Genomic DNA, 25,603 nt, shown 5'->3' with positions numbered 1-25,603 from the left:
ATGATGCGCCTAAAAATGTTAATGCCGCTGGTCGCTGTTTTGTTAAGTCTGACAGCGTGCAGCAAACCTGAAACGTTAAACTGCGATAGCGCTTATCAGGCAATTGCTGTTATTCAGGGTAATACTGAGCAAAGCCCTTTGCTGGGTCAGCAAGTAGTGACTCGCGGCGCTGTGATTGCCAACGTTTATCCTGACTCCCCACTACCGGGTCTGATGCTGCAAAGCCTGAACGCTGATGATGACCAGCAAACATCAGAGGGCTTGTTTATTCAGCTGGCTGAGGCAAGTGACTATCAGCAGGGTGATGTCCTGCTGTTGCAAGGAACAGTTGCTGAGATTAATGATTTAACCTCGCTGACAGACATAAGTCATGTCTCCCGCTGCGCTGGCGAACCGCAACTTAGCGCCACTGCTGTCAAGTTGCCACTTAGTGATCAACTTAACTTCGAAGCACTGGAGGGCATGTGGTTGAGTTTTCCCCAGGATCTGATTGTAACTGACAGTTATCAACTGGGTCGCTATGGCGAGTTGATATTGGCTGACGAACGTTTAATCGTGCCGACCGAAATTAAACTGCCTGGCACTGAGGCCAACCAGTATGGCGAGCAACAACTGCGTCGAATGTTGGTGCTGGACGATGGCAGCTGGCAGGAAAACCCAGAGCCAACGCCATACCCACCAAGTGGCTTAACCGCAGACAACAGTGTACGTTTAGGTGACACAGTGCGCGGTGTTAATGGGTTTCTGTTTCAGGATGAACGTGGTTACCGGCTGATCCCTACCGATATTCCACAGTTTATCAACACTAACCCCAGGCCTGCCGCCCCGCTGGCAAAACAACCTGACGACTTACGGGTAGCCGTGTTTAATGTGCTGAATTTTTTTACCGGCCATGGCCAGGCAGAACCCTTTCCTACCCGCCGCGGTGCCCGTACCCAGGAAGATTTAGCCCGTCAGCAAGCAAAACTGATCAGCGCCCTGGCAGCCATGGATGCTGACATTATCGGTTTGCTGGAGTTAGAAAATAACGGTTACGGCAGTGGCAGCGCTATTGCTACGCTGGTTGCGGCCTTAAATGAAGTCGCGACCAAACCTTACGCCATTGTTGAAACAGCTCAAACGCCAGGCACAGATGCGATCAAAGTGGGGCTGATTTACCGGCCGTCAGCAATCAGCGAAGCGGGCGTCGCGGCCACCCAAACTGCAGCACCATTTAACCGTCTTAACCGGGCACCTGTTGCTCAGACCTTCCAACACCTTGCCAGTGGTAAAACGCTGACCGTTGCGGTGAACCATTTTAAATCTAAAGGAAGTTGCCCGCGCGATGATAGCCCACAATATCAGCTGCAGGCAGACCAGAACGATGGCCAGGCTTGCTGGAACGCTGCCCGGGTTGGAGCCAGTAAAGCCCTGAGTCAGTGGCTGGCCACTAATCCAACCGGTACCACCAGTGCGCATAGTTTAATTATGGGTGATTTAAATGCCTACCGGATGGAAGATCCGGTGCGGGCGCTGGAGCAGGCGGGCTGGCACTATCTGCATGACGAGCAGAACCCTGGGTTTTCCTATGCATTTCGCGGTCGCAGCGGTTCATTAGACCATGCGCTGGCTAGCCCAGAACTGGCTGCATATCTGAGCACGCTTGAACATTGGTCAATCAACGCAGATGAACCCGTATTACTGGATTACAGCAGCCGCTATAAGTCGGCAGAGGCACAGCAACGATTATATGGCGCCACGCCATATCGCTCCTCAGATCATGACCCGGTTATTGTAACCTTCCGTTTTCAATAAACCAGATAACGGTTGCAGCCGGTAGCGGTGTTGCTTTATGGTAATGCCAGAATATTTTACCGGCGCAGCCTATGTCTCATAAAAACCCGATCATTGCGATCACCGGCTCCTCTGGCGCCGGCACTACCACGACGACAATTGCCTTTCAGCATATTTTCCGTACGTTGGGCATAGATGCGGCATTTGTCGAAGGCGATTGTTTTCATCGTTTCAGCCGGCCAGAAATGGATCTGGCCATGCGTAAAGCCAAAGAACAAGGGCGCTACATCAGTTACTTTGGAACTGAAGCCAACGATTTTGGTGCGTTAGAAACATTTTTTGCCAGTTATGCCGAAACGGGTACCGGCCGGATCCGACATTATCTGCATACCTTTGATGAGGCCGTGCCTTATAACCAGTTGCCTGGCACTTTTACGCCATGGCAAGACTTGCGCGCCAACACTGACCTGCTGTTTTACGAGGGCTTGCATGGCGGTGCGGTAACCGAACAACATAATGTCGCGCAACATGTCGATTTACTGATAGGTATGGTACCGATAGTCAATCTGGAATGGATCCAGAAAATCATCCGTGATACCTCAGAACGTGGCCACAGCCGTGAAGCAGTGCAAGCCAGTATCGTGCGCAGTATGGATGATTACATCAATCATATTACGCCGCAGTTTTCCCGTACTCATATTAATTTTCAGCGGGTACCCACAGTAGATACTTCAAACCCGTTCAGTGCCAAAGATATTCCATCGTTGGACGAAAGCTTTGTTGTCATCCGTTTTCGCGGCATTAAACACGTTGATTTTCCGTACTATCTGCGAATGATTCACGGCTCTTTTATGTCGAGGGTTAATACTCTGGTGGTGCCTGGAGGTAAGATGGGACTGGCGATGGAGCTGATTTTAACGCCATTGATTGAGGCGATAATGCAAAAGCGGCGCCAGGCCAGAGGCCAGGCAGACTGGTTAGGTAAATAACCCGCCTGCCTGGGCATAGGGTTATTTCATTTCAGGTAAATTACGGCCGTAGAAAATTTCCCGGATTTCTTTAAATACTTTCTTACTGATCGCTTTTTGCTCATCAGCTGTCATGCTGTCGGTGCCCATACCAAAAAGGTAGTTATTTAAATCAGCCTCTTTTAACATCATCTTAGTATGGAACAGATTTTCCTGATAAACGTTAACGTCGATCATCTGGAATGCCTGCTTGGTATCAACTTCCATAAAGTTCTGTATAGAACTGATCGGATGGTCGATATAATGCTTGGTACCACTGATATCGCGGGTAAAGCCACGAACCCGGTAATCTATCGTGACCACGTCCGACTCAAAACTATGGATCAGAAAATTAAGCGCTTTTAACGGTGAAATAATACCACAGGTAGAAACTTCAATATCTGCCCTAAAAGTACAGATACCGTCATGTGGGTGTACTTCCGGGTACGTATGGACGCAAATATGGCTTTTATCCAAATGCGCTACCACGGTTTCCGGCAAGGGCCCTGGGTTCTCTGAATTATCCGGGTCAACCAGAACCGGTTCTTCGCTAACCAGAATAGTAACGCTTGCACCCTGTGGATCATAATCCTGCCGGGCAATATTCAGCACATTTGCACCGATGATATCAACCACTTCAGTTAATATATCTGTCAGACGGTCGGCATTATATTGCTCGTCTATATATTCGATATACTCCTGACGATGCTGCTCGGTCTTGGCATAACAAATATCGTATAAGCTAAAGCTTAAGCTTTTAGTCAGGTTGTTAAACCCATGCAGTTTCAATTTTTCGAAAGGCTTTACCAATTTCTGCGCTCTCCACTACAACTTTCGCTGTATTGTTTATCAGGCAATTACTCAGACGCGACAGTCTGGCTTGCATTGTTAACACTAAAGGAATGGCTTACAGCAACACTGCTGGCCAGCATAATCGACACAGAGCAATATTTATCCGCAGATAACTCTACCGCCCGTGCAACTTGTTTTTCGCTAAGATCATGGCCGGACACCACAAAGTGCAGGTGTATTTTAGTGAAGACTCTTGGCACGCTATCCGCACGCTCTGCGGTTAACTCAACCTCACAACCGAGCACTTGCTGACGGGCTTTTTTTAAAATGCTGACCACATCAACTGAGGAACAGGCACCCGCCGACATCAGCACCATCTCCATCGGACTAGGCGCAGTACTATCGTCACTATTCGCATCAAATACCACTGCGTGGCCACTGGCTGAGCGGCCAATAAAACTCAGGTTATCAACCCAACTGACTTTCGCTTGCATATCCGGCTCCGGCATGAAATTTCAGGCTGGATATTCTACGGAAATATAGGACAGGTAGCCAGCTTTTATCCTGATGCTGTGGCGCTAATCCATTAGTCTGGCGATGGCACTGTCAAACAGGTTTTTGATTAACAATGCGATTTCGTTTATCAACTCAGCCTGCTCGGCGGTGGCTTTTTTTTCCAACACGCTGCTCAGCACTTCCTGAAAGTCATACATAATGCCGTCAACTTCGCGAATTATCATACTTCGATGGTTTATTTCCAGCTCAGTGTGCTGAGTACACAAGGTGATAATTTGCTCAGCAATGCGCTCTTCTAAAATGACCCCAATGGCCTTGCCATTGGCCAACACCGTCCCCTCTTCGGTAAACAATGCTAAATGTTCAGTCAAAAACTGAATAAGATGCTCGTAGCCAGGTTGATCAGTCACCATACGAATGGGTTACCTGAATTGCTTGCGGTTAAAAACATTACAATAGCGCAATTTAAGCAAAATGTCGGTAAGAAAACAACTCGGGGCCGCAGCCCCGATTTTATCCGTTAAAAGTTCAGACCTGGTGACAATTGTTCTGGCATCGACACCTGATCTAACTCAACTGAGGCGACCGGATAAGCACAGTAATCAGCCGCATAATATGCGCTGGCACGATGGTTACCGCTACCGCCGATGCCACCAAACGGGGCAGCCGAACTGGCACCGGTAATTGGCCGGTTCCAGTTAACAATACCGGCTCTGATCCGGCGGTAAAAGTGCTGATACAGCTCCTGACTGTCACTTAGTAAGCCTGCAGACAATCCAAAACTGGTGTTGTTAGCGGCATCAATAGCGGCATCGAAGTCATTAAAACGGAACACTTTTAACAACGGGCCAAAATGCTCTTCGTCCGGGAAGTTTTTGACATTGCTGCATTCAATTATACCGGGCGATACCAATCCGGTATCGTCTTGCAAATGCTGCAGTTCAACCAGTACTTCACCACCTAACTCAAGCAGTTTTTGCTGGGCGGCACGCATACCCTTGGCCGCAGCTACTGAAATCATAGCGCCGATGAAGGGCTGAGGATCTGCATCATACAAGCCGGTTTTAATATTGCGGGTCACTTCAATCAAGCGGGTCAGAATAGCGTCACCTTGTGCATTCGCTGGTAAAAACAGCTTGCGGGCACAAGTACAGCGTTGGCCCGCTGAGATGAATGCTGACTGCACTATATCGTGAACCACAGCGTCTATATCGCTGATATCCTGCACGAGAAGCGGGTTGTTACCGCCCATTTCCAGCGCCAGAATTTTCTCTGGTCTACCGGCAAATTGCTGATGTAAATAATGACCGGTACGTGAGCTGCCTGTGAAGAACAAGCCATCAATACCTTCGTGACTGGCAATCGCTTTACCGGTATCTACTTCGCCTTGAAGCAAGTTAAGCACCCCGGCCGGTAAGCCGGCTTGTTCCCATAGTTTTACCGTATGCTCGGCCACCATTGGCGTTAACTCTGATGGCTTAAAAACCACCGTATTACCGGCCAACAACGCAGGCACAATGTGGCCATTGGGTAAGTGGCCGGGAAAGTTATAAGGGCCAAATACCGCAACAACCCCATGAGGTTTATGCCGGACAAAAGCCCGGCCCTGTGGCATTGGGTTCTCTTTAGTGCCGGTACGTTCTTCATGGGCCCGCACTGAAATATCAACTTTGCCAATCATCGCTGCCACTTCAGTCCGGCTTTCCCACAGCGCTTTCCCGGTATCTCTGGCAATGCATAGTGCAAGTTCTTCTTTATTAGCAGCCAGTTGTTCAGCGAACCGTTTAACCACTGCTACCCGGTTGTCAAAACTAAGGTCGCCCCAGCTGTATTGTGCTGCACGGGCAGCATTGATAGCGGCGTCGACTTGCTCTGCAGTGGCGGCTTCACCCTGCCAGACCTGTTGGTTCTTGGCCGGATCAAGCGATGAAAAAGACTTGCCCTCACCTGCCAGCCATTGGCCGTTGATAAATTGCGCTGCGTGGCTCATGTTTTACCCCTGCTTATATTCTGGTTAATCTGACGTGTTCACCGGCTTTTACTCCCAAAGCATCGGCGCAGTCCTGTGGCAATACAACCTGATCGCTATGCTCAGTCACAGTAAGCGCCAGCCAGGTTGCACGAAATTGTTCTAAGTTGGTATTGCAGATTAAATAGGGCTGACTATCCGGCCCCGGTGTGCCAATCTGCACCTGCAGCTTACGACTATACCGAATTGAACGGATATGCTCTACCCTCGCTTCCACTGTCGGGCCCGCATCAAAAATGTCGACATAGCCGCGGTTTGAAAAGCCTTCGGATTGCAATAACGCCAGCGCTGGCCGGGTTTTATCATGCACTTTGCCAATGACCTGCTGCGCTTGCTTGCTTAACAAGCTGACATATATCGGATATTTTGGCATAAGTTCGGCAATAAACACCTTCTGACCTATACCCGTGAGGTAATCTGCGGTCGGGAAGTCTACCGAGAAAAAGTGTTCCTGCAACCAACGCCAGAATGGTGAATGGCCGTTCTGATCAGACACACCCCGCATTTCTGCAATAACCCGGTCGGCAAAGCGTTCTGCAAACTCAGCCATAAATAAAAAACGTGATTTAGATAGCAAGCGACCGTTATTTTTTTCGCGGCGGTTTTCCCGTAAAAATAAGGTACACAGTTCACTGACCCCGGTGTAGTCGTTGCATAACGTCAGAATATCAACCGTTTTGTACACACCGAGCGAGCGCGAGCTGTGCACTACCTTGCCCAGATGATAATGATAGAACGCATCATCCAGGCCTACTGCTGCCTCCAGTGCACTGGTGCCACACACATCACCATTGCTAGTGTCTTCCAGGACAAATAAGTAGCCTTCATCACCAGGGCTGCTAACCTTTTTTTGTAACGATTGCTCTGAACGGCTGATTTTACGCATTAGCAGCTCATCGTTGACCGGTAGCGAGGTAAAACCATGCCCCGACTCAACCGCCATCTGATAGAGCGCCGGGTAATCATCCGCTCGGATTGGGCGAATCACCATCATCGTCGCTTACTCCATTTTTGCTTTATAACCTGGCGGGACACCCTATTGCAGCCCGCTGTGCTTCATGTAGTGGCGGTCTTTATGCCGCTTATTTCAATCTACTGTGTTATCGGTATTACGCTGCCACAACCTGTTTCACTGCGGCAGCGAAACGTTGCATGCCTTCCCGGATGTCTTGCTCGGTAATAACCAGTGAAGGTGCAAAACGGATGACATCGGGCCCGGCCACTAATGCCATTAAGCCGTGATCAGCTGCTGCCAGGAAAAATTCACGTGCTCTGCCACGGTATTTTTCATTCAATACCACCCCGAGTAACATACCTTGTCCCCGCACTTCTGAAAATATCTGATCCTGGTCGTTTATCTGTTGCAGGCACTCGCGGAATATCTGCTCATTGCGCAGTACATTGTGCATGACTTGCGGTTGATTAATGGTATCAATAACGGCCTCAGCAACGGCGCAGGCCAAGGGATTACCACCATAGGTACTACCATGGGTGCCGACTTTTAAATGGCTGGCAATAGCTGTAGTGGTAAGCATAGCGCCAATCGGAAAACCACCACCCAACGATTTCGCCGTGGTTAAAATATCCGGCGTGACACCATAATTCATATAGGCATACAATTTGCCGGTGCGGCCCACCCCGGTTTGAACTTCATCAAATACCAGTAACGCATCATGTTGATCACATAGATCCCGCAAACCCTGCAAAAAAGCTGGTTCAGCCGGAATAATACCACCCTCGCCCTGAATGGGTTCAACTACAATGGCACAGGTGTTGTCTGAGATCAGCGCTTTAACACTGTCCAGATTATTGAACTCTGCATGCTGCACAGCACCGGGCTTCGGGCCGAAACCATCAGAGTAAGATGCCTGACCACCTACGGTTACCGTAAAGAATGTCCGACCATGAAAACTTTTGCCAAAAGAGATAATTTGTTGTTTCTGCTCACCAAATTTATCAAGTGCCCAGCGGCGCGCTAATTTAAAGGCCGCTTCGTTCGCTTCAGCACCGGAATTGGCAAAATACACTTTATCAGCAAACGTGGCATCGACCAGCTTTTTCGCCAGACGCAATGCCGGCTCATTGGTCAAAACATTGCTCAGATGCCACAATCTGTCAGCTTGCTGCTTCAGCGCGGTAATCAGTGCCGGATGACAATGGCCCAGACTGCTGACGGCTATGCCGCCGGCAAAATCGATATATTCGCGATCGTCCTGGTCCCAAACCCGTGAGCCCTGACCACGCACCGGGATGACACTTGCCGGGGCGTAGTTAGGTACCATCACTTCATCAAATAAGGCCCGGTTTACTGCAATGTCTGTTGTCATGTTCCTTTCCTCTATATTGAGCGGGTTGGTTTGCGGCGCAGAATTACCCTGCCACTGCCAGTTATTATCCAGGCATTATTACAGGTTTTGGGGCCGTTGTCTTGTCAGCAAAAATCGCTAAAGCCAGAAAAATCAAGGGGTACAGATAGATTTGCAACTGAACTGAATAACTAAGCAAACGACATTACGCTAGCCAGAACATTTCTGGACCACCGGTCAAGCTGGAGCTGGCCAGATAATGCCTGGCTGGCTGTATTTCCGGTTTGCATGAATATGGTCAAAAAAAATGTTATAGATCGATGTTTAAGCGCTTCAAATCGGTTTTTTCCAGAGTATTAAGCTGATCTTCAGTTAAATTTACTGCCGAAAACCAGGCGGCGGCATCCTGTTCAGTGGCTTTGCCAGCCGCTTTTAACTGCAGCCACTGCACATACACCTGCGCCTGCTGCACCAGACGCCCCAGCGGACTAATGCCATTAAAGCCTATTCCTTCAGCGAGTTGATCTAAGGTCTGACACAGAGGCAAATGTTGCAGCGACCAGCGGGAAATGATATCAGCACTAAGAATATCAGCGAACTCCAATAAACTATTACTTAAGAAACTGGCATCGGGCTCCAGGCCATCCAGTGCATCGGTCAATTCGTTATTGCGCTCGTCTCTGGCTTTTAGCAGCTCTTCTTGTTTTGTTTGCTGATAGGTTCGCAGGTAATTTCGGGTTACCACGATATGACCCAGTGGATGAAATAAGCCTATACAAAAGGCAGCATAGGGCAGCTCGGCACTATCTTCTGCCAGGGTTCGGGCAGCGATAGCGCATGCCAGGGTATAATCCCAGAGCCTGGTTTTCAACCCGACAAAAGGATCAGTAGCATGCGGTAAACAACGACGCATGCCATATACCGGTATAATCACTTGCAGGCTTTCTACACCCAGAAAGCGCAATGCTGTTTTAACATCTTTAATCAGTGAACCGGAAGCCGTGCGATTACGATATTGCGGTTGATTAACCAGTTTAAGTAGATCCTCTTGCAACCAGTCAACCTGGCTGATTAACGGGTCCAGCTGGTTAATAGTAACTGCTTTGTGAGCCAGTATATCCAGTACCCGATGATAATTTTCACCCAGGTCAAAGATAGAAGCGCTGACCAGTGATATGTTTCCCAGCCGCTGAAAAAGTTGATCGGCAACCTGGTCATGCATATGAGCCTGGGCGAACTCAATGAACTGCTGCCTGGCTTGCTGTCCAGCCAGGCGTTGCTGCATCGCTTGTGCATCTACCGCTAACAATTTACGGGTCGTTGGTAAGCCTGTTTTAACCTGATACTGCAAACGGGTAGCTTGAGGATTAACGCCGATAAAGTCGTCCCAGAACTGCTGATTTAAAGGCTCGGCCTGTTTGTTCATCGGCTAGTAACCAACGTACCAGTTGACACAGCACCAGGCTGTTGAAGAAAATTATTCAATATTGCTTTACCTGAATCGCTTAAAATAGCTTCGGGATGAAACTGCACCCCATGTATCGCCATCTTATTATGCATTAACCCCATTATCTCGGCTGGCTGATCTGGCTCATTAGTCCAGGCCGTTGTTACAAGCTCTGCTGGCAGGCTGTTAGCGGCAACCAGCAGAGAATGGTAGCGGGTTACGGCTAACGGGCTGGGCAACCCGGCAAAAACCGACTGCCCCTGATGATAAATGTCAGAATTCTTACCATGCATAACTTTAGCCGCCCGACACACCTGGCCACCAAAAACCTGAGCAATCGCCTGATGACCCAGACAAACCCCCAACAATGGCACCTTACCGGCAAAATATTCAATAGCAGCCAGACTAACGCCGGCATCATCGGGGGTACCCGGACCAGGCGATATCACCACATATGCCGGTTTCAGTGCAGCCATCTGAGCGACACTGATCTCATCATTACGCTTTACCAGTACCTGCTGACCGAGCTCAGCAAAATATTGCACCAAATTCCAGGTAAATGAATCGTAATTGTCGATCATTAACAACATGCCTGGCTCCACAGATACCGCCACGTTATGTTATCAGGGTGCAACGAAACCTACCGCGTCATTTACTCTGGCAAGCGTAGTAACTGCTCTGCTGCGCGCTTTCTCTGCACCGGCACGCATTACTTTTTGCAAGGTCGGTAAATCTGCGCGCAACTCGGTAAAGCTTTTTTGTACCGGCTCCAGCAAGTTGATAACAGCATCCGCAACGTCACCTTTAAGATGCCCATACATTTTTCCTTCATATTCGGCTTCCAGGGCAGTTACTGTTTTACCGGTCACTCCACTTAAAATGCTGAGCAGATTAGCTACGCCCGGTTTAGCTTCAATATCAAAACGTACCCGCGGCGGATCTTCTGAATCGGTCATCGCTTTTTTGAATTTCTTGCTGATCATTTTTGGATCTTCCAGCAAACCAACAAAATTCCACGGATTTTCATCAGACTTCGACATCTTTTTCGTTGGGTCCTGCAAACTCATTACCCGGGCCGCAACCGGTGGAATATAGGGTTCGGGTACGGTAAACACGGCACCATGAGCTGCATTAAAACGCATAGCAACATCGCGGGCTAATTCTAAATGTTGTTTCTGGTCATGGCCTACAGGGATTTGATTGGCCTGGTACAGCAGAATATCGGCCGCCATTAATACCGGGTAGGTAAATAAGCCAGCATTGACATTATTATTGTGTCGCTCCGACTTATCTTTAAATTGGGTCATCCGGCCAAGCTCGCCAAACTGCGTATAACAGTTCAATACCCAGGCTAACTGACTATGCTCTGGCACATGCGATTGCATAAACACTGCCGAGCGCGCCGGGTCGATACCACAAGCGAGATACAGCGCCAGGCTATCCAGAGAAGCGCTGCGCAGGGCTACCGGATCCTGGCGCACTGTTATGGCGTGTAAATCGACGATACAATACAGACAGTCATAGGCATCCTGCATTTGATCCCATTGCCGCAGTGCGCCCAAATAGTTACCAATGGTAAGTTGTCCTGAAGGTTGAGCGCCACTTAATACTATTGGTTTGCTACTCATGATGAGTTCACTGTCCTCGGTTAAAACATAAAAAAGAACGGCATTATAGCCGCAAGCGGCCCCTGCCCGCAGTAAATTATTTGCTACGGACCGCTGCCAGGCTCTGGCGCATAGTGTTTATCGTCTGCCGATAATCAGCACTATTAAAAATGGCCGAACCGGCGACAAACATATCTGCCCCTGCTTTGGCAATATCGCCAATATTATCCAGAGTAACACCGCCATCCACCTCTAAGCGGATGGGTAAGCCTGTTGCGTCAATCATGTTGCGAACTTGTGCCAGCTTATCCAGCGTACCTGGAATAAACTTCTGACCACCAAAGCCAGGGTTTACCGACATCAGCAAAATAACGTCTAATTTATCAATTACATAATCCAGATAGCTTAATGGTGTGGCAGGGTTAAATACCAGACCAGCCTGACAACCATGACTTTTTATCAGTTGCAAGGTGCGATCAATATGGCGGGATGCTTCCGGATGAAACGAAATAATACTGGCACCTGCTTCAGCAAACTGGGGAATAAGGCTGTCCACCGGTTCTACCATCAGGTGCACGTCGATGGGCGCCGTTATGCCATAATCACGTAACGCTTTACAAACCATCGGGCCTATCGTCAGGTTGGGCACATAATGATTATCCATCACATCAAAATGAACAACATCTGCCCCGGCGGCCAGCACATTGTCAACCTCGCTCCCGAGCCTGGCAAAATCTGCAGATAAAATTGAGGGGGCAATTAAATAAGGCAACATAGCTGTGCTCCACAAATCATAAATGCTGACTTTACTGAATTAGCTGTAAAAAAGCACGTACTGTAAGCTGCACAAAAAACAGGCAGCAACGCACCAGCAAAGCGCATTTAATGGTTTAACATTTAAACTGGACTACTTAATGCACTGTATTTATTACCTTATTTCATTTGGCATGCTTATTGGAATGAATTACTCAGGGAATAAACATAAGGGCAACACTAATGAAATTGACAACGACACTTTCCAGCTTAGTTACCGCAAGTTTACTGTTTGGCCTGGCCAGCACCAGTACTCAGAGCCATGCCGTTGAACTGAGTGGTGATATCACCTTTACCTCTGACTATGCTTTTCGTGGTATTTCACAAACCGACGAAGCGCCAGCGATCCAGGGGGGCTTAACCCTCAGTGACGAGTCTGGCTTTTATGTGTCGGTATGGGGTTCCAGCGTTGATTTTGGAGGCCAGGGAACCCTTGAGTTTGATGTTATGCTCGGTTGGAGCGGTGCTTTGAACGACGAGTGGTCGGTGGATGTTGGCGTAATGCGTTATGGTTACCCGAATACTGAGTTTGCTGGTTCAAATTTTTATGAGCTTTATGGGGCGCTTTCTTACGAGGATGTTACGTTTGGCATTGCCTACAGTGATGATTATTATGCCAATGCGGGTACTTACTTTTATTTGTATGCTGGCTACAGCTATGCGCTTACTGATAACCTGGCACTGGATTTACATGTCGGCCATAACGAATATGATGATAGTGCAGCTAGCTATCTCGACTGGGGTATTGGTTTAAGTACTGAGGTATTAGGCGCGGGTTTAAGCCTTGCGTACGTCGATACCGATATTGACAACTGTACTCTGTGTGATAGCCGGGTCATATTCACCGTTTCTAAAGGCTTCTGAGTGCAGTTAAGAATCTTATTGCACGTTTAGCTCATAAAAAAGTTGCTCAGGGCCACCTGAGCAACTGATCTGTTCAGATACTACAGCGTACAGTAAATAAGCAACTTGTAACGCCCGTGCAGATCCATTACACTCTGCGGTTAGTGATTAAAGCGTTAACTGGATTTAACATGAAAATTACCATTAGCAGTAAAGTGTTAGCGATTGGAACGGCTCTGGCTCTGGCCATTGTAGCTATCAGCTATGTTAAATTCAGCCCATTGTGCCAGGATGGTACAAGCGCGACAGCATCTGATTTATGCCACGACGTTCAACAGAATTGGCTGGGTTGGATCAAAGGTGATAGTCGCTCTACCCAGTTCCATTTTGTAGATTTCCTTGAGTTATTAAACCGCTTAACTCCAGCCAGTAGCAAATCGAATTAATGACGCACAGCAAGGCCCGTACCTGGCAAGTTATTAAGGCGGTGCTTGGGGCATTTGCCGGGGTACAGTCAGAGAAACAACGCCAGCTGGATTTTCAAACGTCGAGTCTTGTACCTTACATTGTCGCGGGTATTATCGCTGCCCTGCTATTCGTTGCTGCGCTGCTATTGACGGTATCTCTGGTACTGGCGTAGCGGGATATAATGCAAATAACTCTGCCACTTTCCCCCTGCCGGCGCCATTCTGACTAATTGAGCGGCCTACTTTTAAACTATGAAGTACAGCTTGCTGATAAATTTTCCGGGTCCAGGTTGTATCATGGTTGCTGATAAGCACGCTATGCCCTTTTAGTTGTGCCTGTTCAGCCAGATTGGCCAATTGCGCCTGATCATCAAGATTGAATCCCTGACGAGCATAACTGGTAAAACTGGCTGTTTTACTTAGCGGCACATAAGGCGGGTCGCAATATACCACAGCGTCAGGTTGCAGCTGGGCAAATACCTGCTGATAACTTTGGCAGCTAAAACGGGCTTTTTGAGCTTTTTCTGCAAAATAATATAACTCTGCTTCTGGAAAATAAGGCTTTTTATAACTGCCAAACGGCACATTAAACTTACCAGACAGGTTATAGCGACAAAGCCCATTGTAACCATGGCGATTCAGGTAAAGGAACAGCAGTGCCCGCTGATATGGATCAATACTGTCGTTAAATTGTTGTCGAAAGCCAAGATAGCTACTGCGAAGATTGGCGCTGGTACAAAACAGGCTGCGGGCATCTGCGACAAAGGCGTCAGCCCTATGCTGGACGATTTGATACAACTGGATCAAATCTGCGTTAATATCGTTAAGCAGATAGCGTGGATAATCAGTGTTGAGGAACACTGAGCCGGCACCAACAAAAGGCTCAACTAATTCTGGCCCGTCCGGCAAATGTTTAATCAGTTCAGGCACCAGACTGTACTTACCGCCGGCCCATTTCAGAAAAGCCCGGTTGCGTTTTACATTTACCATGTTATTCCTGCAGTTCTGACTCAGCACGTAATCGTGCCAGCGCCTTTATTTCTTGCTGCACCTGACCAACTGGCTTAATAAAAGGGCCTGCAGCTCGCAAAGGCTCTGCCAGCATTGTTCTTGCCTGGCGGGCACTACTGACGTCTGAATAGTGCCCGTCTGCCAATAGTATCCACTGCAATTTTCCTTGCCAGCTGCGCTGATAAATCATAATGTCAGTATCAGGATATGAGCGAACAAAACGTGCTAACGCTACTTCAGTAGATAGCACGGCCAGCTGCAGTACCCTGGACTCTGCCGGCAATGCCAGTAACTGTTGCTCCTGATACCGGAAATCAACTGCCGGCGCTGCGGCGATATCACTGCTATCCAATGAGTTAGTAACTGGCTGCGAAACGGTAATGGCATCAGTAGCTACCGCGGGTTTATCTGTGTCTGTTACCTTGTCAGCACTACGCTTTTCGCTATCATCAACTTGCGATGACTTAGCGATAGACTCTGGATCTTTATTCCGCTCCCCGTTTTGATTCGGCGCAGGTAACTCTGTCGCCACGCCTGGCTTAGTGTTATTGCTAGTACTGTCAGGCTCAGTAGTTAAATAACTGCTGCTGTTTGCAGACTCTGGACCCTTGGTAGATTCATTGCTATCTGTTGGTTCAGGGCTGTCTTCTTGCTCGGGGCTGTCTTCTTGCTCAGGGCTGTTTTTAAGTTCGCGGCTTTCTGAAGACTCAGCGCTTTCAGTAAGATCAGGACGGCTTATTGCTTTAACATCTTCCCGCTGAAATTTTGGCTTAGCAGTGACTTCGGCTGCAGAATGTTGTTCGTTTGCAGGTTGTAACCAGCTAATCAACAGCGTGAGTAACAGCAAAACGATGACTGCAGGTAACAACCACAACACCACACTATGAGGTTTTCGCTCGTCAGGTTTAATCATTTCACTGTGCAACAGATGCATATTGCCGGCACTGGCTGCAAACCGTTCTGCAATCGCAAGCGGATCAAGTGACGTGTCTTTCAGCACCTGACTGGCATCTTGCAACGTAGGAATATTAATACTTAAATTTAATGCCATATCGGTTGACGGTTCAGAGATCAGAAAAAAACCGAGGCAATTGAGCTGCAATAATTTTCTTTGGTTATTGTCGGTTAGCTGGTTAAAGTTATCCACGATTAATAACAGAGGTTGTGCACCTGCTACCGGTTCAGCCATCAGGCCGGTCAATGATACAGAAGCATTGCGCTGACCAAACCAATGTTGCTGCAACACTCCGTCAATCTCAGACGGCTCTATCGGCGCAGTCAACAGCGCGACGTTCGCCTGGTCTGAGAAAAGCTCTGCCAGGGCTAAGGCAATTGTCGATTTACCGCTCCCTTTAGCACCTACCAGACCAATATTCTGGAAGTCATTAAATGCCAGTTGAAATAACAATCGGTTTAGCAATTCATGTTGCGACGGCAACAAATGGTTCAGTTCAGCCAGTTTTTGTTGCAGAACCGAAGTATCCATTAGCCAAAAACCTGCAATAATTCACGTTCGGTCACATCAGCAACTAAGGTGGCTTGCCCCAGCTTCGATAAAAGTACGAATCTCATCTGGCCGTGTTTCACTTTTTTGTCTGTTTTCATATATGGTAAAAAACCTGCAATATGCATTGCGTCAGGCATTGTTACCGGCAAGCCGAAACATTGTAATGCGCTGCTGACAAGCGTAACGTCATGCTGACTAAGCCAACCGCGATGTGCTGATAATTTTGCAGCCATTATCATGCCGACGGCAACAGCCTCGCCATGTAGCCAATTGCCATAGCCCATAAAGGCTTCAATAGCATGACCAAAGGTGTGTCCGAGATTTAACAACGCTCGCTCGCCTTGCTCGGTTTCGTCCCGGCTAACAATATCCGCTTTCATCAGACAACAACGTTGGATCATCTGCGCCAGGATATCGGGTTGCTGCTGTCCGATCTGCTCACTATGCTGCAACAACCAAGCTAAAAAAGCATTGTCGCCAAGCAGGGCATACTTAATGACTTCCGCCATACCTGCGGCAAATTCACGCTCGGGTAAAGTAGTCAGAGTTGCAGTACTGATAACCACCTGTTCAGGCTGTTTAAAAGCCCCAATCATGTTTTTACCAAGAGGATGATTAACAGCTGTCTTCCCACCCACTGAGGAGTCTACCTGAGACAACAAACTTGTTGGAATTTGTAGAAAGCGCACGCCCCGCTGATAACTTGCCGCAACGAAACCGGTAAGGTCGCCAATGACGCCGCCACCCAGTGCAACCAGTAGCACCTCTCTGGACATACCTTGTTTCAGTAAAAAAGACACAATCTTTTCAAAAGAAGCCAGTGTTTTAAATGCTTCGCCATCTTCAATCAGGATATGTTGGGGGGAATTACTGAACAGGGCGTTAACTTTTGCTAAATACAGTGGCGCTACGGTAGGATTTGAAACGATAACGACTTGTCTGGCATCCGCGAGAGATGCAAGTAAAGCACTAAAGCCGGTATCGATATTTATCGGGTAGCTGCGCTGACCAAGTTGGACTTCAACTTTTTGCATTTGCAGCTCCCTTTTTCGTTAAAAACCCAACTGTTCAATAATCTGATTGGCGACGGCCCGGGCACTTTGTTCGTCTGTGCGTACGGTAAAGTCGGCAATTTCTTCATACAAAGGGTTTCGTTCAGAAGCCAGCCGTTCTAAGACCTCACGAGGTGCCTCTTCAGTTTGCAGCAAAGGCCGGCGTTTATCACGTTGGGTACGTGCGACCTGCTTCTCAATCGGAGTTTCCAGATAAACCACGATACCCCGTGCTGATAAACGGTTACGAGTCTCTTTACTCATTACCGAACCACCACCGGTTGCCAAAACGATACCCTGCAATTCGGTCAAATCTGAAATGACCGTCTCTTCGCGCACTCTGAAACCCTCTTCACCTTCTAAATCAAATACCCAGGCAATATCTGCACCGGTACGGCGCTCTATTTCCTGATCTGAATCGTAGAAGTCAAGATGAAGCATGTCTGCTAAATGACGTCCGATAGTGCTTTTACCTGCGCCCATCGGGCCCACAAGGAAGATATTACGTTTTTCTGCCATATGTCGTAGTGCTAAGTAAGCTTACTCAATGAAAAGTTGAATTGAAGGACCAAAAGGCTCCCGCGAAAATTTGAAGCGCTGAATTATGTCAGGAATGGCCTTTCGTTGGCAAGTTAAATCTGACTTGATTCGGGAGACTGCTCTACAGCTCCCGAATCAAAACGTCTTTACTGGCCTTCGGTCAGGATCTTCGGGGTGACGAAAATAAGTAACTCGTTTTTCTCATTTACATCACGTTTTGACCGGAATAAAGCGCCAACATAAGGGATGTCACCAAACATAGGAACTTTAGATACCGTCGACAAGATTTGCTGCTGATAAATACCACCCAGCACGATAGTCTCACCGTTATCAACCAGAACCTGGGTCTGGATCTGTTGGGTATCTATCGCTGTTGCCGGTCCAGTAGGTGTTTGCACAGTTTCACCACGGGTATTTTGAGTAATTACCAAATCCAGAATAATTTTGTTATCCGGGGTTATCTGTGGTGTTACGGTCAAGCTCAGAACCGCCTTTTTAAATTCTACTGTGGTAGCACCACTCGACGCCGCCTGTACGTAAGGGATCTCAACACCTTGCTCAATTCGCGCTTCTTTCTGATTCGATGTCGTTATCCGTGGGCTGGCAATAATTTCACCTTTATTTTCCTGTTCCAACGCTGACAATTCTAAATCAAGTAAGGTCCCATCAGCTAACCTTGCGACATGGAATGCAATACTGCCAGCCGGATTCTGGATCGGCAGATTAACGTTCCAGCGATCGTCCAGAGCTGGGAATTGACCGGTAGAAATAGCGTTTGAGCCTGTCGCGTTACCCGATACTCCCCGGTTGCCGCCACTGGTGGTTTGCTGGTCACTGAAGCCCCAGCGAATACCCAGTTCATCAGTAACACTGTCTCGTACCGTAACCATTCTTGATTCAATTAGCACCTGACGTACCGGCACATCTAATCGTTCGATCAGTTTGCGAACGCTTTCAATGTTCTTGGCGGTATCTTTAATTAAAATGGTGTTGGTACGTTCATCAACCACTACACTGCCGCGACTGGAAAGCAAAGTGGCATCACGGTTAGCTAGTAAACCCGCTAAGTCAGCCGCCTTAGCGTAATTAATCGTCAAATAATCAGAATATAGTGGCTCAAGCTGCTCAACCTGCTGCTTTGCCTCTAACTCACGCGCTTCGCGGGCTGATAACTCTTCAGTTGGCGCAACCATCAGAATGTTACCGTCCATCCGTTTGTCCAGCCCCTTAACCCGCAACACGATATCAAGGGCCTGATCCCAAGGTGTGCCATCTAAACGAAGGGTGATATTACCGGTTACTGAGTCGCTGGTAACCAGGTTAAAACCGTTATAGTCAGCAATAATCTGTAATACAGTCCGGATCGGAATATCCTGGAAATTCAGCGATATTGGCCGGCCTTTATATTCACGACCGCCGCCAAGAATACTTCTATTTGTGGTATCACGTTCAATGTTCAGAGTGAAAATATTATCTATTTGCTGGTAGGTATAAGTGAACGCATCGCTGGTAGAAATTTCCAGGCGGGCTGATGCGCCCTCTTTAAACGTCTCAATTCCGGTTACAATAGTACCAAAATCCATTACGTCCAGTTGATATAATAATTCGTCTAAAATATCAGTATTATGAAATTCAACAATTAACTTACCCGCGCGTTCACTGACATCAACTGCCGCAGTGTTTTCCCGCAAGAACACTAAAACCCGGCCTTCACCTTTTTCACCGCGGCGAAAATCAATAGCCTGAACCCGGTTAATATAAGTTGGAGTGACATCTGCTGCCTGTCCTACCTGTTCAGCGGTGGGGTTGTCCGAAATGTGCATATAAAACACATTATCGCGAACCCGGGTCCGGTATATTTTTAAATAATCGAGATAAATTGTTGATTTAAAACCTTCGCCGAGGAATTCAGATTTTATACTCTTTACGCCGGCCTTATCGATAAGAACTTGTTCAAGTTTTTCTTCATAATCAGAGTTATCGAAATATAACTCGATCCGGGCAGGTTCATTAAAAACCTGAATGCTGGGGTCGGTATAGAGATCTTCATCGAAAATAAACTCTATCTCAGTTTCGCCGGTGAGCAAGGGGTTATACCTGACATCGTACAGCAAGGGGACTGCTGTTGCGGGTAGAGCTAACAACAGCAACGCTGCCAGACCTAGCCGGGTGCCGGTGATTCCTCGTGAAATTCTTTTGATTATTTTATTCATGATATACTCGCACACCTATCAATTACTCGTCATTGCTGTATTTTCGACCATCTGAATCATGGTAGTCCGCTCTTTCCAGCAACCTGCCCCGTCTGGGATTAACTCTAACAATTCAACATGAGTTGGCTCTACACTGATTACCCGCCCATGAAATAAGCCAACATAATTATTTAACGTTATCCGGTGTAAGGTTTTATCTGATGCTTCAATTAACGCCCAGATATTACCTGTATCGCCCAAAGTTCCGCGCATTTTCAGGTTATCAAGCGCATACTTTTCCAATGGTTCTTTACGCCGTCTGGGATCGGGATGTAAACAGTCTTGCACCTGCAAGAATCGATCCTGAACGGCTTCAGGCCGAGGCTCTGAAAACGGACTGCGGCTATTTTGTGATTCATAAGCAATATGTTCAAACTCTTTAACTTCTGGTAATGGCTCTACTCTTGGCTGAGTGCTCGCTTTAACAGAATCCATATGGGCCTGCACGTCACTTAAGTCGTCAAAGCAACCTGAAAGTAAGGTTGCAACAGAAACTGCTAAGATGAGTTTTCTCATTGTGCAGTCTCCTTATAGCGGTACGTTTTTGCGGTAACATTAAAACGTAATCGTTCGTCTTTTTCTGATTGGATGGAGAAATCGTGCAGACTGACTATCCGTGGTAATTTGGCTACTTCACTGACAAAGTTACCAAATTGATGGTAATCGCCTACCACGTCTATTTTAATCGGCAATTCAGTATAAAACTCCTTTTCAATTTCCGGCTCCCAGTTAATTCTCAAAAAGGTCAAACCGCTGGTGGTACCAACATACGTTATGTCATCCAACAAGCCCGGAGTTTCGTGAGTGGTTGGCAGCTGCTTTAGTAAGAATGAAAATGTATTTTCCATCTCTACCATCTGCTGCTTGTACAGATCAAGGTTTACTGCCGAAGCATAACGGGTACGGTACAGTTGACGGAGCTCAGTTTCTTTACGCTCGGCACTGTTTAATTCATCGATCTTGCTGTCTATTAATAAGAAATAACTTAAAGTCCCAACTAAAGCCGCCAAAATAATGGCGAAAATCACTTTGGCTGCAACGGGCCAGGAGCCCATATTTTCAATATCAAGATCATTAATATCGATTTCAGATAAATTGAAATTCAGGCTCATCGTGCACCACCTCTCGCACTGGGTGTAACCGGCTCATTATCTTGCACCGCTTCATAGCCTTTCACGGTAAGATGCATTTTAAAGTTACTGAGTAACCGTGATTCATCTTTACCTGCTTCAATAAACTCAAGTAGCGGACTATCCAGTAATTCTGACTGTTCAGCATCACGTAACATTGTTGACAGTCGGTTATTTGACTCACTGCGACCGATCAATAATAAATTTGAGCCTTTCTTCTCTAACTGGGTCAAATAAATACCCGATGGCACAACCCGGGCAATTTCAGACATAATCTCGGTACCCAGATTCCGGCTACCCTGCAACTGTTCAATCAGGCTCATCCGCTGCTGTAAGCTACGTTTAGTTTCATTCAAGGTCCGAATTTCAGCAATTTTCTGATCGAGTACCTTAATTTCATTTTCCAGATAGCGATTTCGCTGATACTGGCCATCAATCATGCTGCTATAAACCATATTGATCAGAAAAAACAGCAGAAAACTCATCACAGCTGTCATAGCGAGTATGGTGACATATTGTTTTTGCTTTTCTTTGCGCGCAGCTTCCCGCCAGGGCAGTAAATTTATATATGCCATGATGAAAAACTCCGTAAGGCAAGGCCACTGGCAACCATTAATTGCGGGGCGCTTTTATTTAATTGCTCGCGATCAACTGAGGTGGCGACATCTATAGTTTTAAATGGATTTGCCACCACAGTGTGGATACCTAGCTCGTCAATCAGTAACCGGTCTATTCCTTCAATTAACGCGGTACCTCCAGAGACAATAAGATAGTCAACGGCATCGCGGCCGCTACTGGTAAGATACATCTGAATGCCACGACGTATTTGCTGTAATAACATGGTCTGAAACGGCGCCAGCACTTCGAACGTATAGTTTGGCGGCAAGTCACCACTTACTTTAGCAAGCTCAGCTTCGTCATAGCTTTTGTTGTAATAAGACAAAATACTGCGGGTATATTGCTCACCACCGAAGGCCTGATCCCGGGTGTAAAGTGTTTTACCTTTTTCAACAATACTGAGTAACGTCATGGTGGCACCAATATCGACAAGTGCTACTACTTTACCCGCTGCGTCATCTGGTAATTGTTTCAGGCATAACTCAGCTGCCCGGCTTAAAGCATAACTTTCAACATCAACCAGTTTGGCACTGAAACCGCCGTTGTCTAAAGCCGCTACCCGAGCTTCAACACTCTCGGTCCGTGCCGCACTTAGTAACACATTGACTTTGGAAGGATCGGATTCATTAACATCCAGTTTTTCGAAATCAAGACTAACTTCATTTAATGGATAAGGGATTAAAGTGTCCGCTTCAACTTCAATCTGGCTTTCCAGTTCAGCATCAGTTAATGACACATCCATGAAAATGACTTTGCTGATTACGGTGGACCCGGATACCGCGGCAGCTGCAAATTTAAGTGACCTGGGGATCTTCTTACGGATCTTACCGATCACATTGCCGACAGCTTCGATATCCTGGATCTCACGATCTGACATCGCGCCTTTGATCATCGGCTCGACAGCAAAGGCTTCGACCTTATACTGGTTACCATGCTGACTTAACAGCACAGCCTTGACAGAGTGAGCACCGATATCAATGCCTACCATCATAGGTGTTTGTTTACTGAACAGGCTTTTTATCATAGCTTCCTGCGGCCATTTTATAGTTATGTTTATTATTGTCGTATTCTTAGCTCAGACGCTATTTTTTAGCAAGAAAAAGCGTTTCATCGACACTCAATAAATATATACTAGCAGCGTTGTAAAGGAATTGGGAGTAAAAATTGGGGTTATTCAGTGTCTTGGGTTAAAAAACTTTTAATAGTCTGTCTCGGTGGTTTTTTTGCTGGGATCCTGACGATCGTCGCAATGTACTTTTATGTCCGAAATGATCTGCCTGACGTGGCAACATTAAAGGAAGTAAAGCTACAAACCCCCATGCAGGTTTATACTGCAGACGGCCAGCTTATTTCACAATTTGGTGAGAAACGGCGGATCCCATTAAAACTTGATGAAATGCCGCCTTTACTGATTCAGGCGTTCTTAGCTATTGAAGATACAAGGTTTTATGAACATCCTGGTATAGATGTTATCGGTATAATGCGCGCGCTTACCGTGGTAGCGTCGTCTGGTGACTTTAGTCAGGGCGCCAGCACGATCACCCAGCAACTGGCACGCAATTTTTTCCTCAGTCGGGAAAAAAAGATCATGCGGAAAATTAAAGAGGTTTTCCTCGCGTTCCGAATTGAGCAACTCCTGGACAAAGATGAGATTTTAGAGCTGTACCTGAATAAAATTGAATTGGGTCATCGTTCTTTTGGAGTTGGTGCTGCTGCCCAGGTTTATTTTGGCAAAACCGTTACCGAATTAACGCTGGATGAAATCGCTATTATAGCAGGTTTACCCAAAGCCCCCTCGATCCTCAATCCTATTCGCTCCCCAGCCAACGCGAAAAAACGTCGTGATACGGTATTAAACCGGATGCGTGCAATTGATGTTATCAGCGAACAAGAATATCGCACGGCGTTAGCTGCGCCGATTACCAGTAAGTTACATGGTGCTCAGATTACCGCTTCAGCCCCTTACATTGCGGAGATGGTCCGCCAGCAGATGATCCAGCGTTTTGGCGAAGAAGCGGCTTATTCTGAAGGCTACCGGGTTTATACCACTATTAACAGTAGCGAGCAGCAAGCAGCAAAACAGGCGTTGCAGCAAAACTTGTATCAGTATGATGAACGTCATGGTTATCGCGGGCCGGTAGCGAGTCTATGGCAAGCAGAGCTGACCACTGCCAGCAACGCACAAACCAACGTTGCAACGGATCAGGATGCACCGCCATTATTCACCGAAACTAACCGACCGGATCATGGCGAAATAATTGCTTATCTGACTGAGCAGCAAGGTATTGAAGATTTATATCCGGCTGTGGTACTTGCCGTATATGACACCAGCGCTGACATATTGTTGGCCAGTGATCAGACAATAACTCTGGAGTGGGATGGGTTAAAATGGGCCAGAGCCTTTATTACTGATGAACGTCAGGGTGTGGCCCCCAAAAGCGCAGCCGCCATTCTGGCGCCGGGCATGCACATAATGGTGCGGCAACAAGATCAGCAATGGCGGTTAAGCCAGATACCTGCAGCAAGCAGTGCGTTAGTGGCGGTTAATCCTGAAAATGGTGCCATTCAGGCGTTAGTTGGTGGCTATAGTTTCAGCCAGAGTCAATTTAACCGGGCAACTCAGGCAAAACGCCAGGTTGGTTCTAATATTAAACCTTTCATTTACTCTGCTGCGTTGGAGCACGGCTATACTCTGGCGTCGATAATGAATGATGCCCCAATTCATCAATGGGATGATAACGCGGGTATTGCCTGGCGACCGCGCAATTCGCCACCAGTTTACGATGGACCGATCCGGATCCGGGAAGCATTGGCTAAATCGAAAAACGTTGTATCAGTCCGGCTGCTTCGCGGTGTTGGCATCGACCAGAGTATTCGTCATCTGCAACGATTCGGTTTCGCAGCCAGTGATCTGCCACGCAATGAAACCTTGTCACTCGGCTCGGCGTCATTAACCCCGTTAGAGGTCGTAACAGGTTACGCGGCTTTTGCTAATGGTGGTTTCCTGGTAACGCCTTTTGTCGTTGACCGGGTGCTCGATGAACAGAATGAAGTAATTTATCAACATTTTCCCGAAATTGCCTGTCACAGTTGTTTGGCCCAGGCCCGGCTTTCGGACGATGATCCGCAAGTGCCAGCTGATACCGATACGGCTGTGTCAGAGTCAGCTGCCGACAGTGAGCAACAGCTACATGAATTGTTCAGCGCAATGCAACAGACAGAGCCAGCAATTGATGAAGCTGAAACTGAACCTGCAGCGGCTGCGCCGAAAGTAGCGCAACAGATAATCAGTAGTCAGAATGCGTTTTTAATTGCCGATGCGCTTACCAGTAGTGTCTGGGGGGGTGGCGACTGGCGGCAGGGCACTGGCTGGAATGGCACAGCGTGGCGGGTCCAGCAGCTGAAACGGCGTGACATTTCTGCAAAAACGGGTACTACCAACGATTCAAAAGATACCTGGTTTTCTGGTTTTACTGCTGCCACAGCCGTTACTACCTGGGTGGGTTTTGATGATGCCAACCGCAGTCTTGGCAGGGCACAGTGGCATGCCAATATGGGTCAGGATCAAAGTGCCGGAACTGAGTCTGGTGCCAGAACCGCATTACCTGCCTGGTTGGATTATATGGCAATGGTTCTCCCTGGTTATTCAGAAGCGCAATTGCAACCACCTACGGGGCTAGCATCTGTACGGATTGATTTAGCCAGTGGCTTACTCAGTCGCAGTACCGACCATACCAGTAGTTTTGAATATTTTGAAATTGGTACTGAGCCGACACAGTATAGCCAGAATAACGTCCAGCAAATTCATTTTGATAACGATAAAAAAGCAGAACCGGACGAATCAGAACTGTTTTAACGCAAAGGTAATTCGCTGCAGGCTTAAGCTTTGGCTT

At 47.4% G+C, this 25,603-nt stretch carries 25 protein-coding genes; 6 read left to right on the top strand and 19 right to left on the bottom strand.

The genetic code is table 11. The features are described 5' to 3' along the window. Together B2Q61_RS07420 and B2Q61_RS07415 are read left to right on the top strand one after the other, a co-directional pair. Window positions 1-1,794: an ExeM/NucH family extracellular endonuclease gene (locus tag B2Q61_RS07420; protein ID WP_290619143.1), complete on the top strand. Its 1,794-nt coding sequence runs from the start codon at window positions 1-3 to the stop codon at window positions 1,792-1,794. A 71-nt stretch (window positions 1,795-1,865) separates the two neighbouring features. Beyond that, window positions 1,866-2,762 (top strand): phosphoribulokinase, encoded by an 897-nt coding sequence (locus tag B2Q61_RS07415; RefSeq protein ID WP_290619145.1) that lies wholly within the window; start codon window positions 1,866-1,868, stop codon window positions 2,760-2,762. A 21-nt stretch (window positions 2,763-2,783) separates the two neighbouring features. On the opposite strand, the gene speD is transcribed toward B2Q61_RS07415, so the two are convergent. From speD to rpe, 10 genes are all read right to left on the bottom strand, one after another. Then, window positions 2,784-3,590: an adenosylmethionine decarboxylase gene (gene speD / locus B2Q61_RS07410; RefSeq protein ID WP_290619147.1), complete on the bottom strand. Its 807-nt coding sequence runs from the start codon at window positions 3,588-3,590 to the stop codon at window positions 2,784-2,786. Between the two features lie 47 nt (window positions 3,591-3,637). Next, complete coding sequence (locus B2Q61_RS07405; RefSeq protein WP_290619149.1) at window positions 3,638-4,066, bottom strand: OsmC family protein; 429 nt, start codon at window positions 4,064-4,066, stop codon at window positions 3,638-3,640. 84 nt (window positions 4,067-4,150) lie between these two features. Continuing rightward, window positions 4,151-4,501 (bottom strand): DUF3802 family protein, encoded by a 351-nt coding sequence (locus B2Q61_RS07400; protein ID WP_290619154.1) that lies wholly within the window; start codon window positions 4,499-4,501, stop codon window positions 4,151-4,153. Between the two features lie 107 nt (window positions 4,502-4,608). Beyond that, the gene (gene astD, locus B2Q61_RS07395; protein ID WP_290619155.1) at window positions 4,609-6,078 is read right to left on the bottom strand and encodes a succinylglutamate-semialdehyde dehydrogenase; all 1,470 of its coding nucleotides are present in this window, start codon (window positions 6,076-6,078) and stop codon (window positions 4,609-4,611) included. A gap of 13 nt (window positions 6,079-6,091) precedes the next feature. Continuing rightward, the gene (gene astA, locus B2Q61_RS07390) at window positions 6,092-7,111 is read right to left on the bottom strand and encodes an arginine N-succinyltransferase (RefSeq protein ID WP_290619157.1); all 1,020 of its coding nucleotides are present in this window, start codon (window positions 7,109-7,111) and stop codon (window positions 6,092-6,094) included. Between the two features lie 115 nt (window positions 7,112-7,226). Continuing rightward, on the bottom strand, window positions 7,227-8,444 hold the full coding sequence (locus B2Q61_RS07385) for an aspartate aminotransferase family protein (RefSeq protein ID WP_290619159.1): 1,218 nt from the start codon (window positions 8,442-8,444) through the stop codon (window positions 7,227-7,229). 289 nt (window positions 8,445-8,733) lie between these two features. Then, window positions 8,734-9,849 carry an HDOD domain-containing protein gene (locus tag B2Q61_RS07380; RefSeq protein ID WP_290619161.1) on the bottom strand — a complete coding sequence of 372 codons (1,116 nt, stop codon included), beginning with the start codon at window positions 9,847-9,849 and terminating at the stop codon, window positions 8,734-8,736. Then, window positions 9,846-10,460, bottom strand: coding sequence for an anthranilate synthase component II (locus tag B2Q61_RS07375; RefSeq protein ID WP_290619163.1), 615 nt, complete (start codon window positions 10,458-10,460; stop codon window positions 9,846-9,848). Before B2Q61_RS07375 ends, B2Q61_RS07380 begins: the two co-directional genes overlap by 4 nt. A gap of 33 nt (window positions 10,461-10,493) precedes the next feature. Further along, a complete protein-coding gene (gene trpS / locus B2Q61_RS07370; protein WP_290619165.1) occupies window positions 10,494-11,498 on the bottom strand; it encodes a tryptophan--tRNA ligase in 1,005 nt (334 codons plus the stop codon). Window positions 11,499-11,574: 76 nt separating this feature from the next. Continuing rightward, on the bottom strand, window positions 11,575-12,252 hold the full coding sequence (rpe, locus tag B2Q61_RS07365) for a ribulose-phosphate 3-epimerase (RefSeq protein WP_290619168.1): 678 nt from the start codon (window positions 12,250-12,252) through the stop codon (window positions 11,575-11,577). Between the two features lie 221 nt (window positions 12,253-12,473). Between rpe and B2Q61_RS07360 the strand changes: the two genes are divergently transcribed. The 3 genes from B2Q61_RS07360 (at window position 12,474) to B2Q61_RS07350 (ending at window position 13,773) form a co-directional block, all read left to right on the top strand. Further along, window positions 12,474-13,154: a TorF family putative porin gene (locus tag B2Q61_RS07360; protein WP_290619172.1), complete on the top strand. Its 681-nt coding sequence runs from the start codon at window positions 12,474-12,476 to the stop codon at window positions 13,152-13,154. A gap of 170 nt (window positions 13,155-13,324) precedes the next feature. Then, window positions 13,325-13,579, top strand: coding sequence for a hypothetical protein (locus B2Q61_RS07355; protein WP_290619174.1), 255 nt, complete (start codon window positions 13,325-13,327; stop codon window positions 13,577-13,579). Beyond that, the gene (locus B2Q61_RS07350; protein ID WP_290619176.1) at window positions 13,579-13,773 is read left to right on the top strand and encodes a DUF2970 domain-containing protein; all 195 of its coding nucleotides are present in this window, start codon (window positions 13,579-13,581) and stop codon (window positions 13,771-13,773) included. Before B2Q61_RS07355 ends, B2Q61_RS07350 begins: the two co-directional genes overlap by 1 nt. Here the strand turns inward: B2Q61_RS07350 and B2Q61_RS07345 are convergent. From B2Q61_RS07345 to B2Q61_RS07305, 9 genes are all read right to left on the bottom strand, one after another. After that, the gene (locus B2Q61_RS07345) at window positions 13,712-14,590 is read right to left on the bottom strand and encodes a Dam family site-specific DNA-(adenine-N6)-methyltransferase (protein ID WP_290619178.1); all 879 of its coding nucleotides are present in this window, start codon (window positions 14,588-14,590) and stop codon (window positions 13,712-13,714) included. The genes B2Q61_RS07350 and B2Q61_RS07345 overlap by 62 nt on opposite strands. A 1-nt stretch (window position 14,591) precedes the next feature. Next, entirely contained in the window at window positions 14,592-16,097 is a 1,506-nt protein-coding gene (locus B2Q61_RS07340) for an SPOR domain-containing protein (RefSeq protein ID WP_290619180.1), read from the bottom strand. Then, window positions 16,097-17,152: a 3-dehydroquinate synthase gene (gene aroB / locus B2Q61_RS07335; RefSeq protein WP_290619182.1), complete on the bottom strand. Its 1,056-nt coding sequence runs from the start codon at window positions 17,150-17,152 to the stop codon at window positions 16,097-16,099. The genes B2Q61_RS07340 and aroB overlap by 1 nt, the downstream gene beginning before the upstream one ends. 18 nt (window positions 17,153-17,170) lie before the next feature. Continuing rightward, the gene (aroK, locus tag B2Q61_RS07330; RefSeq protein ID WP_290619184.1) at window positions 17,171-17,689 is read right to left on the bottom strand and encodes a shikimate kinase AroK; all 519 of its coding nucleotides are present in this window, start codon (window positions 17,687-17,689) and stop codon (window positions 17,171-17,173) included. A gap of 167 nt (window positions 17,690-17,856) precedes the next feature. Then, window positions 17,857-19,923 carry a type IV pilus secretin PilQ gene (locus B2Q61_RS07325; RefSeq protein WP_290619187.1) on the bottom strand — a complete coding sequence of 689 codons (2,067 nt, stop codon included), beginning with the start codon at window positions 19,921-19,923 and terminating at the stop codon, window positions 17,857-17,859. Between the two features lie 18 nt (window positions 19,924-19,941). Next, entirely contained in the window at window positions 19,942-20,478 is a 537-nt protein-coding gene (locus B2Q61_RS07320; protein WP_290619190.1) for a pilus assembly protein PilP, read from the bottom strand. Beyond that, window positions 20,475-21,074 (bottom strand): type 4a pilus biogenesis protein PilO, encoded by a 600-nt coding sequence (locus B2Q61_RS07315; protein ID WP_290619192.1) that lies wholly within the window; start codon window positions 21,072-21,074, stop codon window positions 20,475-20,477. Before B2Q61_RS07315 ends, B2Q61_RS07320 begins: the two co-directional genes overlap by 4 nt. Beyond that, entirely contained in the window at window positions 21,071-21,667 is a 597-nt protein-coding gene (locus B2Q61_RS07310; RefSeq protein WP_290619193.1) for a PilN domain-containing protein, read from the bottom strand. Before B2Q61_RS07310 ends, B2Q61_RS07315 begins: the two co-directional genes overlap by 4 nt. Next, window positions 21,655-22,734: a pilus assembly protein PilM gene (locus B2Q61_RS07305; RefSeq protein WP_290619194.1), complete on the bottom strand. Its 1,080-nt coding sequence runs from the start codon at window positions 22,732-22,734 to the stop codon at window positions 21,655-21,657. The genes B2Q61_RS07310 and B2Q61_RS07305 overlap by 13 nt, the downstream gene beginning before the upstream one ends. 153 nt (window positions 22,735-22,887) lie before the next feature. Between B2Q61_RS07305 and B2Q61_RS07300 the strand changes: the two genes are divergently transcribed. Continuing rightward, window positions 22,888-25,566 carry a penicillin-binding protein 1A gene (locus B2Q61_RS07300; protein WP_290619196.1) on the top strand — a complete coding sequence of 893 codons (2,679 nt, stop codon included), beginning with the start codon at window positions 22,888-22,890 and terminating at the stop codon, window positions 25,564-25,566. Window positions 25,567-25,603 lie beyond the last annotated feature (37 nt).

The sequence above is a fragment of the Arsukibacterium sp. UBA5043 genome, from assembly GCA_002415085.1.
In the GTDB taxonomy this organism is placed as follows: Bacteria; Pseudomonadota; Gammaproteobacteria; order Enterobacterales; family Alteromonadaceae; genus Alishewanella.
The sequence above is the reverse complement of the archived record's forward strand: the minus strand, read 5'-3'. Positions and strand labels throughout refer to the sequence as shown.